Source organism: Microbacterium sp. NPDC087591 (assembly GCF_044743625.1).
Lineage (GTDB): Bacteria > Actinomycetota > Actinomycetes > Actinomycetales > Microbacteriaceae > Microbacterium.
In genome coordinates this window covers 1-15,187 of sequence record NZ_JBIUWU010000002.1, presented here as the reverse complement: position 1 = coordinate 15,187, position 15,187 = coordinate 1, and the positions used below count along the sequence as shown (strand labels likewise).

Here is a 15,187-nt window from a genome sequence, read left to right as displayed (position 1 = left end):
CGGCTTTCCGGTGATCCGGAACGCGGGCTCAACCGGTGCGCCGCACCATCGTGTCACGGAGGAGCCCCTCTGCTGAGACGGTGAAGCCCTCAGACCGGTAGAGGCTGCGCGCGAAGTTGTCACGCTCCACGCTCAGCGAGATGCGCGCATGACCGTGCGCGCCCGCCAGCTGGACCACGCCGCGCAGCAGCATCCGTCCGACGCCTCGTGCACGCCACAGCGGATGGACGCCGACGATGAGCTCCGGCACCGACGCGGCGACGAACCCGAAGCCCGGTTCGTTCTGCGGCAGCATCCGGAACCACGACGCGCCGATCGGGATGCCGTCGGCATCGATCGCGACCAGCCCGTCGTCCGCCGAGCGCTTCCACCCCGCGATGTACCGACGGTGTTCCGCCGAGGTCAGGACCTCATGACGAGGCCGCACTCCCCCGGCTCGCCAGTTCGCGGCCTCCACGAGCATGTCGCCGAGGAAGACGGCATCGGACTGCTCCGCCGGCCTCGTCGAGAATCCCGTGTGCATGACGCGAGCCTAGGCCCGCGGTGTTACACCCCGATGTCGGTCAGCCGTGAAAGCACGACGGTCGCGCATGGGCCGTTCAGGCCTCGATGACGAGCGGCACGATCATCGGACGACGACGCAGCCGCTGGTTGACCCAGCGACCGATCGTCCGCCGGACGACCTGCGAGAGCGAGTGCGTGTCGCGGACTCCGTTGCCGGCCGCCTCTTTCAGCGCGGCCACGATCTTCGGGGTCACGTCGTCGAAGACAGAGTCGTCTTCAGCCACCCCGCGTGCGTGGATCTCCGGCCCGGAGATGATGCGTCCGGTCGCGGCATCCACCACCACGATGACGGAGATGAACCCCTCCTCTGCGAGGATGCGACGATCCTTGAGGTCGGCGTCGGTGATCTCGCCGACCGTGGAGCCGTCGACATACACGAACCCGAGGTCGAGCTGTCCGGCGACGCGCGCGTCCCCGTTCTTGAGGTCGATCACGGTGCCGTTCGAGGCGATGATCGTCCGCTCCGGGGCGATCCCGGTGTCCTGCGCCAGCTTCGCGTTGGCGATCAGGTGCCGGTACTCTCCGTGGACCGGGAGCACGTTCTTGGGCTTCAGGATGTTGTAGCAGTAGATGAGCTCGCCGGCGGCGGCGTGCCCGGAGACGTGCACCTTCGCGTTCGCCTTGTGCACGACGTTCGCACCGAGCTTGGTCAGTCCGTCGATCACGCGGTAGACCGCGTTCTCGTTGCCGGGGATGAGGCTGGACGCGAGGATCACGGTGTCGCCCTCGCTCACCTCGATCGCGTGGTCCATGTTCGCCATGCGGCTCAGCACCGCCATCGGCTCGCCCTGCGAACCGGTGGACATGTAGACGATCTGCTCGTCGGGAAGATCGCGCGCCTTCTTGAAGTCGATCAGGAGCCCGTCCGGCACCTTGAGGTAACCCAGCTGCTCGGCGATCGTCATGTTGCGCACCATGCTGCGTCCGAGGAATGCGACCCGGCGACCGTGCGCGTGGGCGGCATCGAGGACCTGCTGCACGCGGTGCACGTGACTGGAGAAGCTGGCGACGATCACCCGGCGAGGCGCCTTGCCGATGACCTGATCGAGCACGGGGCCGATCGAGCGCTCGGTCGGCGTGAAGCCGGGGACGTCGGCGTTGGTCGAGTCGACCAGGAACAGGTCGACTCCCTCTTCGCCGAGGCGCGCAAAGGCCCGCAGGTCGGTGATCCGGCCGTCGAGCGGCAGCTGATCCATCTTGAAGTCACCGGTGGCGAGTACCAATCCCGCGGGCGTGCGGATGGCGACCGCGAGCGCGTCGGGGATCGAGTGGTTCACGGCCACGAACTCGAGGTCGAACGGTCCGACCTGCTCCCGCTGCCCTTCCTTCACCGTGAGGGTGAAGGCCTTGATCCGGTGCTCCTTGAGCTTGGCCTCGACGAGCGCGAGGGTGAGCCCCGACCCGATCAGGGGGATGTCGCTCTTCAGGCGGAGCAGATACGGCACCGCGCCGATGTGGTCCTCGTGCCCGTGGGTGAGCACGACACCGACGATGTCGTCGAGACGGCCGCGGAGCGGCTCGAAGTCCGGGAGGATCAGGTCGACACCGGGCTGGTGCTCCTCCGGGAAGAGCACCCCGCAGTCGACGATCAGGATCTTGCCGTCGTACTCGAACATGGTCATGTTGCGACCGATCTCAGCGAGGCCGCCGAGCGGTGTGACACGCAGTGTTCCCTCGTCGAGAGGGGCAGGTTCTGCGATAGGGATGGACATGCTGTCTCCTCAGTCGGACACTGAGCGCGTCCGTTCGTTCATGGGGACGCGCGTCAGCGCGTCGTGCCGTGCACCTTCGGCAGGGCACCACCCGCGGCCGCGTTGCGGTCGGGGCGGAAGTTGGAGAAGTCGGCGCCGGCGACGCTGTTCACGAGGTCGAGCTCGTCCTCGATGAGCGCTGCTTCCCACTCTTCGGGGCCGACCAGCGGCAGACGGACACGCGGGCTCGAGATGCGTCCCAGCCCGTGCAGGATGTACTTCGCTGCGACGGTGCCGGGAACGTGGGTCATCACGGCGCGCACCAGGGGCTCGAGCCGCTTGTGCTCAGCGGTGGCCGTGGCCAGGTCGCCCCGGTTCACCGCATCGATGATGGTGCGGTACGGCGTGGCCGTGATGTTCGCGGTGACGCCGATCAGACCGGTCGCGCCGATGGCGAGGTGAGGCAGCACATTCGCGTCGTCCCCCGAGAAGTACATCAGATCGGTCTGGTTGAGCACGCGGCTCACCTCGGAGAAGTCGCCCTTGGCGTCCTTGACCGCGAGGATGTTCGGGTGCTTGGCCAGGCGCAGGATCGTCTCGTACTTGATGGGCACGCCGGTACGACCGGGGATGTCGTAGAGGATCACCGGAAGATCGGTGGCGTCCGCGACGAGACGGAAGTGCGTGAGGATGCCCGCCTGGGTCGGCTTGTTGTAGTACGGCGTGACGATCATGATGCCGTCGGCGCCGGCCTTCTCGCTGGCCTTGTAGAGCTCGATGGCGTGCGCGGTCTCGTTCGAGCCGCCGCCCGTGATGATCTTCGCCCTCCCGGCGGAGACCGACTTGCCGACCTCGACGAGCTTGAGCTTCTCGGGGTCGGTCAGCGTGGAGGTCTCGCCGGTCGTTCCCGTCACGACGATGCCGTCCGCGCCTGCGGTGATGACGTCATCGATGTGCTTCTCGACGGCGGGCCAATCGACTTCACCGTCGGCCGTCATCGGAGTGACGAGCGCGACGAGAACCTGTCCGAATGGATTGCCCGAGTGCGTCATGCCCCCCAGCGTATCGTCTCGGATGCGGGTCACGCAGACGCGACGAGCCGGATGACCTCGCCGCGCGAGACGCCGAGCGCACGCCACGACACCCGCACCTCCGCGTAAGGTGCGGAAACGAGGCGCGGCTCAGACGCGGCCGCGCCGGGCGACACCGGATGTGAGGGAACTCGGCAGCACTCGCGTCAGCGCCACGATCGCCTTGTAGCGCCAGGACGGAATCGATACCGCTCTGCCGCGAGCGGCGTCACGCAGTCCCTCCCTCACGACATCGGAAGCGTTCAACCACATCACCCCGGGTACACCCTCTTCACCGACGGCGAGACCCATGCGCTCGTGGAACGATGTGTGCGTGAACCCGGGGCACACCGCGGTGACGCTCACATGATCGCGCGCATACTCCGCGTTCGCCCAGCGACTGAAGCCGATCAGCCAGGCCTTGCACGCCGAGTAGGTGGATCGGGAGATGAACCCGGCGACCGATGCCACGTTGATGATCCGTCCACCCCGACCACGCATCGTCTGCAGTGCCGCATGCATCAAGCGCAGAGGGGCCTCGACGTGCACACGCAGATGGCGCACCTCGTCGTGGACGTCGTTGTCGGCGAACTGCAGCGGCAGCCCGAAACCGGCATTGTTGACGAGCAGATCGACGGGATCGCCCGCATCGCGCAGACGGTCGGCGACACGTTCGACATCGGCTTCGACGGCGAGGTCTGCCGTGAGCACTTCGACCGCGACACCGTGTGAGCTGCGCAGCTCTGCCGCCAGCTCCTCCAGCGCATCGGCGGACCGGGCGACCAGGATGAGATCGGCACGGCGGCGCGCGAGCTGACGTGCGAACTCCGCGCCGAGCCCGGCGCTGGCTCCGGTGATCAGTGCGGTGGGCATCAGCGCTCGTATCCCACGAAGCGGTAGCGGATGCCCGTGCGGGAGGTCTGCCACTCGCCTTCATCGACGAGCCGCCATCCTGCCTTCGACGGCGCGTACGCGTCACCGTCGACCGCGAGATCCAGCTCGGTGACCTCCAGACGGTCGGCGTCACCGATCACCTGACGGAAGATCTCCGCTCCTCCGATGATCCACACCTCGTCCAGACCTCGCACGGCTTCGGCGACGGTCGCGGCACGGTGCGCTCCCTCGGCGCTCCAGTGCAGCTGGCGGGTGACGACGATGTTCTGGCGCCCCGGCAGAGGGCGGAAGCGCTCGGGCAGAGAATCCCAGGTCTTCCGTCCCATCACCACGGGTGCGCCCAGGGTGACGTCCTTGAAGTGCGCGAGGTCCTCCGGCACATGCCACGGCATGCCGCCCTCTGCGCCGATGACGCCGCCGTCGGCCTCCGCCCAGATGAGTCCGACCCAGGTCATACGGCCACCGCCGCCCGGATCGCCGGGTGGTGCTGGTAGTCATCGACCACGAAGTCATCGAACGCGTAGTCGAAGATCGACTCCGGCGTCCGCGCGAATCGCAGGGTCGGGTACGGGTACGGGTCGCGCGACAACTGCTCGCGCACCTGATCGACGTGGTTGTCGTAGATGTGGCAGTCGCCGCCGGTCCAGACGAAATCGCCGGGCTCGAGGCCGACCTGCTGGGCGACCATCAGAGTGAGCAGCGCATAGGAGGCGATGTTGAACGGCACTCCGAGGAACAGGTCAGCACTGCGCTGGTACAGCTGGCAGGAGAGCTTGCCGTCGGCGACGTAGAACTGGAACAGCGCATGGCACGGTGCGAGCGCCATGTCGGGGATGTCGGCGGGGTTCCACGCCGACACGATGAGTCTGCGGGAATCGGGAGACCGACGGATCTGCTCGATGACCTCGGAGAGCTGGTCGATGCTCTCACCGCCCGGCTTGGGCCAGGAGCGCCATTGCACCCCGTAGACCGGCCCGAGGTCGCCGGATTCGTCGGCCCACTCGTCCCAGATCGTCACGCCGTTGTCCTGCAGCCACCGCACGTTGGAATCGCCCCGGAGGAACCAGAGCAGCTCGTAGGCGATGGACTTGAAGTGCACGCGCTTGGTCGTGATCAGGGGGAAGCCCTGCGAGAGGTCGAAGCGGATCTGGCGACCGAACACGCTGGTCGTGCCCGTACCCGTCCGATCGGACTTGTGCGTACCGCTCTCGAGGACGTCACGGAGCAGGTCTTCATACGGCGTCGGGACGGCTGCGCTCATGACAGCAACGATACCCGGCCGCTCCCCCGCACGGGCGGATGCCAACGCGCGCCGGACGCGGATGTCATGGTGTGACACATCGGCCCTCGCCCCCTCCGCAGCGGCGTACTCTCGTCCCATGTCGCCTGCGCTCGCTCTCGGAATCGCGGCAGCACTCCTCGTGCTGGCCGTGGTGATCGGCGTGGTGCAGCGGCGCCTCGACGGCCGCCGCCGTGCTGGTGGCGCACTGCGATTCGATGCGCGCGATGCGGAATCCGCCGCCCTCGGCTCGCGCGCGACGCTCGTGCAGTTCAGCACGGAGATGTGCACCCGGTGCCCGCAGGTGCGGCGCATGCTGCACAGCTACACGGAGAACCACGACGGCCTGACCCACGTCGAGGTCGACCTCACCCATCGCCCCGACCTCTCCGCGCGCTACAAGGTGCTGCAGACGCCGACGACCTTCCTGATCGACAACACCGGCGCCGTCCGCGCGCGGTTCCACGGCGTGCCCCACCGGCACGCCCTCACCGAAGCCCTCGCCGCCGTCTGACGCGCGAAGACTGGAGCAGAGATGACCACTCCCGCCGGCATCGACCCCCGCGGTCCTCGCTTCGCCGCCACGATCACAGCGCTGCTGCTGATCGCCGCGACCTTCCTGGCGCTGATCGGCATCTCGACGGCGAAACTCCTCGGGAGCTGGTTCGCGATCTCCCCCGGCTTCGACTTCGCGTTCGTGGCTCCGCAGTCGTGGGCGGTCAGTGCCGCGCCCCTGCTGCAGCGCGCACTGGATCCGGGATTCCTCCTCACCGTCGTGATCGCCCTGCTCTTCGTGTGGAGCGTGGCGTCTCCGCGGACGGCACCCTGGGGCGTGCTCTTCCGCCGTGTCATCCGTCCGCGCCTGTCCGCCCCCACCGAACTCGAGGATCCGCGTCCGCCCCGCTTCGCTCAGGGTGTCGGTCTCTTCGTGGTCACGGTCGGACTGATCCTGCACCTCGCCGGCGTGCCGTGGGCGCTGCCCATCGCCACAGGAGCGGCCTTCATCGCGGCGTTCCTCAACGCGGCGTTCGGGCTCTGCCTCGGCTGCCAGCTCTACCTGCTGCTCCAGCGCGCGGGGATCCTCGGACGCGGGACCTCGACCGCCTGAGCACTGTTCCGTCGCCCGTGTGCGATGGATAGGCTGGCCGGAACGCGCGCCGTGCACACCGAGCAGAGCGCGAGAACCGGAGGAATCATGCCCGTCACCAGCGAAGCGACCACCACCTGGACCGGATCACTCGCCGAAGGTTCCGGCACCGTCGCGTTCTCGACCTCGAACCTGGGCACCTTCCCGATCAACTGGAAGGCGCGCAGCGAGGGCAGCGACACCACCACCACCCCCGAAGAGCTCATCGCGGCGGCGCACGCCTCGTGCTTCAGCATGGCGCTCTCGCACGCGCTGAGCGAGAACGGCACCCCGCCGGAGCGCGTGAACACCAGTGCCTCGGTCACCTTCAAGCCCGGCGTCGGCATCACCGGCAGCCACCTCAACGTCAACGCGGTCGTCCCGGGACTCAGTCCCGAGGCGTTCCAGGACATCGCGAACGAGGCCAAGACCGGCTGCCCGGTCTCACAGGCTCTCGCCGGCATCGAGATCACGCTCGAGGCGACGCTCGCCTGACGCTGTTCTCAGGAGCGCGAGAGGCGGATGGCCTCGCGGATGCTGGCCCGGGCGTCCTTGCGGCGCCCGGCCGCGTCCTGCACGACTCCCAGCCGGAACCGGGCGCGCCATTCGGTCGGCGCGGCTTCCGCCTCGGCGGTGTAGCGCGCGATCATCGGATCGGCGTCGCCCTTGGCGATGCGGCCGCTGGGGGTGAGCTCGGTCTCCGCCTGCGGCATCCCGCCCTCTGCGTCCAAGGTGCGCCCGAGCTTGTCGGCCGCGAAGCCGAACTGCATCTCCCGCACCAGCGCCCAGGCACCGATCAACGGCATCACGATCAGGGCGACACCGATGGCGATCGCGATCGGCTCCCCCGTCGTGAGCATGAGGACGGCCCGCTGGCCCACCACGACGATGTACAGCGCAAGGCACAGCGCCATGACGCCCACGCCGATGCGCGAGATCATGAGCGGATGCCGATGTCGATCATGTTCTCGAGCCCGACGACGACGCCGGTGGCCTGCACGGAGAACGGCACCGCGAGGCGGATGCCCGGCGCATAGGCCAGCGCGGGGTCGGTCGTATCGTGCGTGAAGGTGAGCGACTCACCGGGCCCGGACAGGATGACCTCCTGCTTGGCGACCACGCCGGGGCGGCGCAGGGAGTGGATCGGAACGCTGCCGACCTGCTGGCCGCGCGCACGCTGGTCTGCGTGCGGAGCGCTCACCGGTCCCTGCTCGACGCGTGCGGCGGCGATCAGCTCTGCCGTGCGCACAGCGGTGCCGCTGGGAGAGTCGATCTTGGTCTCGCGGTGGGCCTCGATGATCTCGGCCGAGCCGAAGAACGGTGCGGCGGCAGCGGCCAGAGCCGACCCCAGAACCGAGCCCAGTGAGAAGTTCGGGATGAACACGACACCTGTTCCCGCCGCCTCGGCGAGGGGACGCACGAGAGCGATGCGCTCTGCCGACCAGCCCGACGTCGCCACCAGGACGTTGACGCCGTGCTCGATCGCCGAACGCACCACGTCGATGCTCACCTGCGGAGTCGACGCGTCGACCACGAGGTCGGCGCCGGCGAGCTCGGACAGGTCGCTGCTGGAGGTCAGCACCCGACTCACCTCGAAGCCCTCAAGCTCGTCGATCACCGCATGGATGATCGTGCCGAGCTTCCCGGTTCCGCCGACGAGTGCTACCTGCGTGGTCATGTGTCCAGTCTATTGAGCGTTCACGCTCCGACTGCCGGGGGCGCGCGGGGCGCGACCGTGCGCGAGCCGTGGGATCGCCCGCCGTATCGGCTCAGACGGGAAGCGCGTCCGGGATGCCCGTCCGCAGCTCCACCGGCAGGTGACCGGTGTCATTGTGCGTCAACAACGTCCAGGGGCGTCCCTGCTTCTGCGCGATGATCGTCAGACCGCAGTGCGCCTGGTTCAACGTCATCCACCGCCATTCCGGTGCGCCGAGAACCTCGCGGACGAACCACGAGATCACGAAGTTGTGCGTGATCAGCACCTCGTGCACATCGCCCGGCTTGCGCACCAGGAACTCGTTGACCGCGTCGAACATCTGCGCACCACCGGCCTCGATCTCCGCCTCGGTCACCGATCCGAAGAACGGCTCGAAGACGGCCGGAGTCTCCTCGGTCATCCCCGTCGGAACGCAGTCGAACAGAAGCGCGGTCGGCTCGGGGTCGACGGAGGGCAGGCGACCGGCGATCGCACGAGCGGTCTCGTTCGCGCGCAGCAGCGGTGAATGCCAGACGGCATCCAGCGGGAGTCCGGAGAGCCGGTCGGCGATCAGTTCCGCCTGGCGCTGTCCTCGCGGCGACAGGGGTCCATCGGCGAGGCCGTGCTCGGCATCCTGATGTTCACCGTGTCTGACCAGATATATGTAGTGCGTCACAACCCGCTCGCTTCACTGCCAGCATCTGCCGGGCTTCTCTTCCACCCTATGTCACGGGTGCGACGGTGCTCAGTTGCCTGCACGCGTGAGCTCCGCGAGCTGCGCCCGGGACAGCGTGACGCCGGCTCCCTGCATCAGCTCATCGACGTGCTCGGTCGCGAAAGTGTTCACGATGGGGGCGGCGACGGTGCGCTGCGCCAGCAGCCAGGCGATCGATACCGCCGCGACTGGCACGGACAACTCTTCAGCGACCTGATCGAGTGCGCGGAGGATCTTGATCCCTCGACGGTTGAGATGTCCGCGCAATTGCTCTCCGCGCACGCCTTGAGATGTCAGTGCCTTCCGGCGATGACGCCCGGACAGGAACCCGTGCTCCAGCGCGTGCGAGGGCGTGACGGCCAGACTCTGTGCTCCGGCGACGAGGCGCAGATCACCTTCGAAGGGCTGACGACGGATGAGGTTGTACGGCGCGTCGATCACTTCGATGCGCGGATAGCCCGCTGAGGCGAGGATGCGCGCCTCCACGAGCCGCTCCGGGGCGAAGCCGAAGGCTCCGATCGCCCCGACCTTGCCGGCATCCGACAACCACTCGACCGTGGCGAGGGTGTCTTCCAGGTTGGTGGTGGCGTCGAGCGTCGCGTCGAGGTGCAGCACGTCGATGCGTTCGACTCCCAGTCGTGTCAGCGAACCCTCGACCGCGCGCACCAGGTTGACCGACCCCAGACCGGGGTTGTCCGCGTGTGCGCCGATCCGGACGCTGAGCAGCGCGTGGTCACGCAGACCGCGGGAGCGCAGCCACTGGCCGATGATGTGCTCGCTGCGTCCGCCGGAGAAGCCGTCGGCGGTGTGCACGGCGTTGCCGCCGAACTCCACGTAGCGATCGAGGATGCCGTGGCTCGTCTCGAGGTCGACGTTCCATCCGAACTCCGCAGCTCCCAGCATCAGCGGGAACGTCTCCAGACCGGTCTCGCCGAGCGGGACGCGGATGGACTCTCCTATTCCGGGGCCGACGATCGGAATGGGGGCGGATGGATGCTCCGCAGCCTCCTGCGGGGCACGCTCTGCGGACGCTCCTGCGCCTACGCTGAACAACCGCATACTCTCACCCCCGCATCGGTCAGTGCGTTCCGACCTGCGTACCTGCCATGATCTGCACCCCCCGGTGCGTACTTCGAGGGTAAGCGACTTCGGCGAACACTCCGACCAATCCGGGGAACGGCGCGAAAACTTCGCATAACGGTTTGGTCACACCGCATATGACAGAACCCGGGTGCCTCCGCTGCGGAAACACCCGGGTTCTGATCAAACGGTTCCGATCACTCGGCGGCGGACTCCTCAGCGGGAGCAGCCTCGGCCGCGGGGGCGTCGTCGAGCACAGGCTCGAGCGACAGCTTGCCGCGGTCGTCGATCTTCGTGATCTTCACGAGGATCTTCTGGCCGACCGAGAGGACGTCGTCGACGTTCTCCACGCGCTTGCCACCGGCGAGCTTGCGCACCTCGGTGACGTGCAGCAGTCCGTCCTTGCCCGGGAGCAGCGAGACGAACGCACCGAAGGTGGCGATCTTCACGACGGTTCCGAGGAACTGCTCGCCCACCTCGGGGTTGGTCGGGTTGGCGATCGCGTTGACCTGGGCACGAGCGGCCTCGGCCGACGGGCCATCGGTCGCGCCGATGTAGACGGTGCCGTCCTCCTCGATGGAGATCTGAGCGCCGGTCTCGTCCTGGATCGCGTTGATCGTCTTGCCCTTCGGGCCGATCAGCTCGCCGATCTTGTCGACCGGGATCTGCACGCTGATGACGCGCGGCGCGGTCGGCGCCATCTCGTCAGGAGCATCGATCGCGGCGTTCAGGACGTTGAGGATCGTCAGACGAGCGTCGCGCGCCTGGGTCAGCGCACCCGTGAGCACGGACGTCGGGATGCCGTCGAGCTTCGTGTCGAGCTGGATGGCCGTGACGAACTCGCTGGTACCGGCAACCTTGAAGTCCATGTCACCGAGAGCATCCTCAGCACCCAGGATGTCGGTCAGCGCGGCGTAACGGGTCTCACCGTTGACCTCGTCGGAGACGAGACCCATGGCGATACCGGCGACTGCGGCGCGCAGCGGCACACCCGCGTTGAGCAGCGACAGCGTCGATGCGCAGACGGAGCCCATCGAGGTCGAGCCGTTGGAGCTCAGCGCCTCGGACACCTGACGGATCGCGTACGGGAACTCCTCGCGGCTCGGCAGAACCGGCACGAGTGCGCGCTCGGCGAGGAAGCCGTGCCCGATCTCGCGACGCTTCGGCGAACCCACGCGGCCGGTCTCACCGGTCGAGTAGGGCGGGAAGTTGTAGTGGTGCATGTAGCGCTTGCTCGTCGTGGGCGACAGCGAGTCGATCTGCTGCTCCATCTTGAGCATGTTCAGCGTGGTGATGCCCAGGATCTGGGTCTCACCGCGCTGGAAGATCGCGGAACCGTGCACGCGCGGGATGACCTGCACCTCGGCGTCGAGCGGACGGATGTCCGCCAGGCCGCGGCCGTCGATGCGCACGCTCTCCGTGAGGATGCGACCGCGGACGATCTTCTTCGTGACCGACTTGTAGGCGCCGGAGAACTCGCTGAGAGCCGACTCGGGCAGCGTGCCCGCCTCGACTGCGGCGGCGAGCTCGCCCTTGACACGGTCCTTGATCGCGTCGTCGGCGTTCTGACGCTCGGTCTTGTCGGCGATCTGGTAGACGTCGCTGAGCTCGGCGAACGCGCGCTCGGAGACGAAGCTGAAGACCTCGTCGGTGTACGGCGGGAAGACCGGGTACACACCCGGCTCCTTCGACGCGGTCGCGGCGAGCTCGGCCTGAGCCTTGACCAGCTGGGCGATGAAGGGCTTCGATGCCTCGAGCCCCTGGGCCACGACAGCCTCATCGGGCTTGGTGGCGCCGGCCTTGATCAGGTTCCAGCTGCCCTCGGTGGCCTCAGCCTCGACCATCATGATGGCGACGTCTTCCGTGCCATCGGACTTGGTGACGACGCGACCAGCGACGATCAGGTCGAACACGGCCTCGCTGACCTGCTCGGCGGTCGGGAACGCGACCCACTGGTCTGCGTGCTCGCCCTGGCCGGGGATGAACGCGAGGCGCACACCGGCGACGGGACCCGAGAACGGCAGACCCGAGATCTGAGTCGACGCGGACGCGGCGTTGATCGCGAGGGCGTCGTAGAACTCGCCCGGAGCGATGGAGAGGACGGTGATGACGATCTGGACCTCGTTGCGGAGTCCGTCGACGAACGACGGGCGCAGCGGACGGTCGATCAGACGGCAGACCAGGATCGCCTCGGTGGAGGGGCGGCCCTCGCGACGGAAGAACGAGCCGGGGATCTTGCCGGCAGCGTAGGAACGCTCCTCGACGTCGACCGTCAGCGGGAAGAAGTCGAAGCCCTCGCGCGGGTGCTTGCCTGCGCTGGTGGCCGAGAGGAGCATGGTCTCGCCGTCGAGGTACGCGGCGACTGCGCCCTGAGCCTGCTGCGCGAGGCGGCCGGTCTCGAAGCGGATGGTGCGGGTGCCGAAGCGGCCGTTGTCGAGAACGGCCTCGGTGGCGGTGATTTCAGGACCTTCCAAGAGGTCTCTCCTTCTTTGTTTAGACTCGCGAATCCGTATGACGCGCGAGCGTGTTCTATAAGGTGCGGATGCGGCCGGATATGGGCGCGCGGGCATTCCCGCGAATCTCGCCTGCGCTGGCCACCAGTAGAAAGCCACCCGACATCGTGCGCCGAGGAACCCACCACAGGGGACCAGCTTCTCCGCCGATCGCTCCATGAGTCGATATGAAATTGGAGCGGTTGACAGATTGCAACCGCATCAACCCTATCAGCGCGTCCCTCGAAAACACTGGGTCCGACCGCATCGGCGGTTCCGTCATGGCGCCGACACGTGCTGTTCACCCGCGCGTTGTTCACCCGTGGCCGTCGTCGAGTGTGCTGACGGGATGCGCATGTCAGTGATCGGCTGTGGGTACCTCGGTGCCGTCCACGCCGCGGCGATGGCTTCGATCGGACACGACGTCGTCGGGATCGACGTCGACGAGGACAGGATCTCCACCCTGTCTTCAGGCGAGGCGCCCTTCTTCGAACCGCAGCTCTCGGAGTTGCTGCAGGCGGGCCTCGCGTCCGGCCGACTGCGGTTCAGTGCTCGGATGCAGGATGCTGAGGGTTCCGCAGTGCATTTCATCGCGGTCGGCACGCCTCAGCTACCGGGCGGGCACGCCGCGGATCTCCGATTCGTCGATGCCGCGATCGACGGTCTGCTCCCCCACCTGCGCGCCGGGGATGTCGTGGCAGGCAAGTCCACTGTTCCGGTCGGAACGGCAGAACGGCTGGCCGAGCGCCTGTCGCCGACGAGGGCGACACTCGTGTGGAACCCGGAGTTCCTGCGCGAGGGTTGGGCGGTGCACGACACACTGACGCCGGATCGGCTGGTGGTCGGGGCGCCGTCCGGTCCCGATGGCGACCGTGCGGCAGACACGTTGCGCCAGGTGTACGCCCCCGCGATCGACGCCGGCACGCCCTACCTCGTCACCGACCTCGCGACGGCCGAGCTGGTCAAGGGTGCCGCGAACGCGTTCCTGGCCACGAAGATCTCGTTCATCAACGCCATGGCGGAGATCGCCGAGGCGGCCGGCGCTGACGTGACCCTCCTCGCCGACGCGCTCGGACACGACACGCGCATCGGCCGACGCTACCTCGGCGCTGGAATCGGTTTCGGCGGGGGCTGCCTGCCCAAGGACATCCGCGCTTTCGCGGCGAGAGCGGAGGAGCTCGGCCGTGGTGACGCGGTCGGCTTCCTCCGCGAGGTCGACATGATCAATCTCCGGCGGCGTGATCGCGCCGTGCAGCTCGTCGTGGATGCGCTCGGCGGTCTCGTGTTCGGCCGTCGGATCGCCGTACTGGGTGCGGCGTTCAAGCCGTTCAGCGATGACATCCGCGACTCTCCCGCTCTCGACGTCGCCGTTCGGTTGCGCGGCTTGGGGGCGGACGTGGTGGTGACCGACCCTGCGGCCATCGACAATGCGGCCGCTCTGCACCCGCAGCTCGGCTATGCGCGGGAACGAGATGACGCGCTCCGTGATGCGGACGCCGTGGTCGTGGTGACCGAGTGGGACGAGTATCGGCGGGACCTCTCCCCTGTGCTCGCGGCCGGGCTCGTGCGCCGGCGCATCGTCATCGACGGGCGCAACTGCCTGGATGCTGCGGCCTGGCGGGCGGCAGGTTGGGACTACCGCGGGATGGGGCGCCGCTGAGGCCGTCGCCCTCGGATGTTCGGGGCTTGTGGAGAGGTCGCTTCTCGATCGCTTCCGGGGAGGGCGAGTGCGCGCGGATCGTATTCCAGAATATCCATCTGACCTGGCGTGTTTCGGGCGGATTCGACGGTCGGAATGTCGGTGACCCTCGGTTGGATGAGCAGTATGAACCGCGCGGTGGATGTGCTCGATGAGGTCGTGAGCGACCTGGACGGGCTGCTGCGCGCGGGGACGGTGGCGGGGTTGTCGGATGCGGAGAAGCTGGATCTGTTGCGCGCGGCGGGTGATGTGGTGCGGCGGGCGGAGGCACTGGTCGTGGAGACGGTGGCGTCGGTGCCGGCACGACCGGCGGGGTCGGGGGATCCGGCGTTCTGCGGACAGTTCGGGTGCCGCAGCATGAGCGAACTGCTGCAGCGGGTGCTGCGCACGGACGCGCCGGGTGCCGGACGGGTCGTGAAGGCCGCACGGCTGGTGCGCCGAGAGGTGGACATCAGCTCCGGGGGCTGGCTGCCGCCGTTGTGGCCGCTGTTACGGGCGGCGTTGGTGGACGGGGCGGTCGGGATCACCGGACTGTTGGCGGCGACCGGGCCGATCGAGCAGGCGCGCGGGCGCGTCGGGGCGGCGGACCGGCTACGGGCCGACGCGGAGCTCGCTGCCTATGCGCGCGGATGGGACATCGCCGAGACGGATGCCGATGCCGATGCCGATCATGGACCTGCCGCGCCACCGGCGACGCCGGAGGATCTGCGGATCCTCGCGCAACGGATCGTGATGTTCCTCGACCCCGACGGTGCCGAACCCGCCGAAGAAGCGGCGATGCGGGGGCGTGGGGTGATCCTGGGTCGGGCGAAGAACGGACTGATCCCGATCCGCGGGGACCTGCTGCCGGAAACAGCGGGGCAGCTGCAACGGATCTGGGA

16 protein-coding genes are annotated in these 15,187 nt (G+C 68.0%); 5 read left to right on the top strand and 11 right to left on the bottom strand.

Annotated features, from left to right (window positions below; genetic code table 11):
- Positions 1 to 28: 28 nt before the first annotated feature.
- From ACIOVG_RS10620 to ACIOVG_RS10595, 6 genes are all read right to left on the bottom strand, one after another.
- Positions 29 to 523, bottom strand: coding sequence for a GNAT family N-acetyltransferase (locus tag ACIOVG_RS10620; RefSeq protein ID WP_400872821.1), 495 nt, complete (start codon positions 521 to 523; stop codon positions 29 to 31).
- A gap of 76 nt (positions 524 to 599) precedes the next feature.
- Positions 600 to 2,276 (bottom strand): ribonuclease J, encoded by a 1,677-nt coding sequence (locus tag ACIOVG_RS10615; protein WP_400872818.1) that lies wholly within the window; start codon positions 2,274 to 2,276, stop codon positions 600 to 602.
- 53 nt (positions 2,277 to 2,329) lie between these two features.
- On the bottom strand, positions 2,330 to 3,307 hold the full coding sequence (gene dapA / locus ACIOVG_RS10610; protein WP_247629887.1) for a 4-hydroxy-tetrahydrodipicolinate synthase: 978 nt from the start codon (positions 3,305 to 3,307) through the stop codon (positions 2,330 to 2,332).
- Positions 3,308 to 3,436: 129 nt separating this feature from the next.
- Entirely contained in the window at positions 3,437 to 4,198 is a 762-nt protein-coding gene (locus tag ACIOVG_RS10605) for an SDR family NAD(P)-dependent oxidoreductase (protein ID WP_400872814.1), read from the bottom strand.
- The gene (locus ACIOVG_RS10600) at positions 4,198 to 4,674 is read right to left on the bottom strand and encodes a dihydrofolate reductase (RefSeq protein ID WP_400872811.1); all 477 of its coding nucleotides are present in this window, start codon (positions 4,672 to 4,674) and stop codon (positions 4,198 to 4,200) included. The genes ACIOVG_RS10605 and ACIOVG_RS10600 overlap by 1 nt, the downstream gene beginning before the upstream one ends.
- Positions 4,671 to 5,480, bottom strand: a complete 810-nt coding sequence (locus ACIOVG_RS10595; protein WP_400872808.1) for a thymidylate synthase — start codon at positions 5,478 to 5,480, stop codon at positions 4,671 to 4,673. The genes ACIOVG_RS10600 and ACIOVG_RS10595 overlap by 4 nt, the downstream gene beginning before the upstream one ends.
- Positions 5,481 to 5,598: 118 nt before the next feature.
- Here ACIOVG_RS10595 and ACIOVG_RS10590 point away from each other — a divergent pair, with 118 nt between their 5' ends.
- From ACIOVG_RS10590 to ACIOVG_RS10580, 3 genes are all read left to right on the top strand, one after another.
- The gene (locus ACIOVG_RS10590; RefSeq protein ID WP_400872805.1) at positions 5,599 to 6,012 is read left to right on the top strand and encodes a thioredoxin family protein; all 414 of its coding nucleotides are present in this window, start codon (positions 5,599 to 5,601) and stop codon (positions 6,010 to 6,012) included.
- A 21-nt stretch (positions 6,013 to 6,033) separates the two neighbouring features.
- Positions 6,034 to 6,606 carry a DUF4395 domain-containing protein gene (locus ACIOVG_RS10585; protein ID WP_400872802.1) on the top strand — a complete coding sequence of 191 codons (573 nt, stop codon included), beginning with the start codon at positions 6,034 to 6,036 and terminating at the stop codon, positions 6,604 to 6,606.
- 87 nt (positions 6,607 to 6,693) lie between these two features.
- On the top strand, positions 6,694 to 7,119 hold the full coding sequence (locus tag ACIOVG_RS10580) for an OsmC family peroxiredoxin (RefSeq protein ID WP_363553150.1): 426 nt from the start codon (positions 6,694 to 6,696) through the stop codon (positions 7,117 to 7,119).
- An 8-nt stretch (positions 7,120 to 7,127) separates the two neighbouring features.
- On the opposite strand, the gene ACIOVG_RS10575 is transcribed toward ACIOVG_RS10580, so the two are convergent.
- The 5 genes from ACIOVG_RS10575 to ACIOVG_RS10555 form a co-directional block, all read right to left on the bottom strand.
- Positions 7,128 to 7,565: a hypothetical protein gene (locus ACIOVG_RS10575; RefSeq protein ID WP_400872799.1), complete on the bottom strand. Its 438-nt coding sequence runs from the start codon at positions 7,563 to 7,565 to the stop codon at positions 7,128 to 7,130.
- Positions 7,562 to 8,302: a 4-hydroxy-tetrahydrodipicolinate reductase gene (gene dapB / locus ACIOVG_RS10570; RefSeq protein WP_400872796.1), complete on the bottom strand. Its 741-nt coding sequence runs from the start codon at positions 8,300 to 8,302 to the stop codon at positions 7,562 to 7,564. The genes ACIOVG_RS10575 and dapB overlap by 4 nt, the downstream gene beginning before the upstream one ends.
- 91 nt (positions 8,303 to 8,393) lie before the next feature.
- Positions 8,394 to 8,996 carry a histidine phosphatase family protein gene (locus tag ACIOVG_RS10565; RefSeq protein WP_247629879.1) on the bottom strand — a complete coding sequence of 201 codons (603 nt, stop codon included), beginning with the start codon at positions 8,994 to 8,996 and terminating at the stop codon, positions 8,394 to 8,396.
- A gap of 69 nt (positions 8,997 to 9,065) precedes the next feature.
- Positions 9,066 to 10,094, bottom strand: a complete 1,029-nt coding sequence (locus ACIOVG_RS10560; RefSeq protein ID WP_400872793.1) for an aldo/keto reductase — start codon at positions 10,092 to 10,094, stop codon at positions 9,066 to 9,068.
- A gap of 218 nt (positions 10,095 to 10,312) precedes the next feature.
- A complete protein-coding gene (locus ACIOVG_RS10555) occupies positions 10,313 to 12,589 on the bottom strand; it encodes a polyribonucleotide nucleotidyltransferase (RefSeq protein WP_400872791.1) in 2,277 nt (758 codons plus the stop codon).
- Between the two features lie 367 nt (positions 12,590 to 12,956).
- On the opposite strand from ACIOVG_RS10555, the gene ACIOVG_RS10550 reads away from it, so the two are divergent.
- Both ACIOVG_RS10550 and ACIOVG_RS10545 read left to right on the top strand, forming a co-directional pair.
- Positions 12,957 to 14,267, top strand: coding sequence for a UDP-glucose dehydrogenase family protein (locus tag ACIOVG_RS10550; RefSeq protein ID WP_400872790.1), 1,311 nt, complete (start codon positions 12,957 to 12,959; stop codon positions 14,265 to 14,267).
- 156 nt (positions 14,268 to 14,423) lie between these two features.
- Positions 14,424 to 15,187: DUF222 domain-containing protein (locus ACIOVG_RS10545; RefSeq protein WP_400872787.1), on the top strand; the 764-nt coding region annotated here is incomplete at its 3' end.

What these genes read in the sequence shown, in the direction of transcription:
- ACIOVG_RS10575 (WP_400872799.1), bottom strand. Translation starts at nt 7,565, where the DNA reads ATGATCTCGCGCATCGGCGTGGGCGTCATGGCGCTGTGCCTTGCGCTG.
- ACIOVG_RS10550 (WP_400872790.1), top strand. Translation starts at nt 12,957, where the DNA reads ATGCGCATGTCAGTGATCGGCTGTGGGTACCTCGGTGCCGTCCACGCC.
- ACIOVG_RS10595 (WP_400872808.1), bottom strand. Translation starts at nt 5,480, where the DNA reads ATGAGCGCAGCCGTCCCGACGCCGTATGAAGACCTGCTCCGTGACGTC.
- dapB (WP_400872796.1), bottom strand. Translation starts at nt 8,302, where the DNA reads ATGACCACGCAGGTAGCACTCGTCGGCGGAACCGGGAAGCTCGGCACG.
- ACIOVG_RS10605 (WP_400872814.1), bottom strand. Translation starts at nt 4,198, where the DNA reads ATGCCCACCGCACTGATCACCGGAGCCAGCGCCGGGCTCGGCGCGGAG.
- dapA (WP_247629887.1), bottom strand. Translation starts at nt 3,307, where the DNA reads ATGACGCACTCGGGCAATCCATTCGGACAGGTTCTCGTCGCGCTCGTC.
- ACIOVG_RS10580 (WP_363553150.1), top strand. Translation starts at nt 6,694, where the DNA reads ATGCCCGTCACCAGCGAAGCGACCACCACCTGGACCGGATCACTCGCC.
- ACIOVG_RS10560 (WP_400872793.1), bottom strand. Translation starts at nt 10,094, where the DNA reads ATGCGGTTGTTCAGCGTAGGCGCAGGAGCGTCCGCAGAGCGTGCCCCG.
- ACIOVG_RS10590 (WP_400872805.1), top strand. Translation starts at nt 5,599, where the DNA reads ATGTCGCCTGCGCTCGCTCTCGGAATCGCGGCAGCACTCCTCGTGCTG.
- ACIOVG_RS10585 (WP_400872802.1), top strand. Translation starts at nt 6,034, where the DNA reads ATGACCACTCCCGCCGGCATCGACCCCCGCGGTCCTCGCTTCGCCGCC.
- ACIOVG_RS10620 (WP_400872821.1), bottom strand. Translation starts at nt 523, where the DNA reads ATGCACACGGGATTCTCGACGAGGCCGGCGGAGCAGTCCGATGCCGTC.
- ACIOVG_RS10600 (WP_400872811.1), bottom strand. Translation starts at nt 4,674, where the DNA reads ATGACCTGGGTCGGACTCATCTGGGCGGAGGCCGACGGCGGCGTCATC.
- ACIOVG_RS10615 (WP_400872818.1), bottom strand. Translation starts at nt 2,276, where the DNA reads ATGTCCATCCCTATCGCAGAACCTGCCCCTCTCGACGAGGGAACACTG.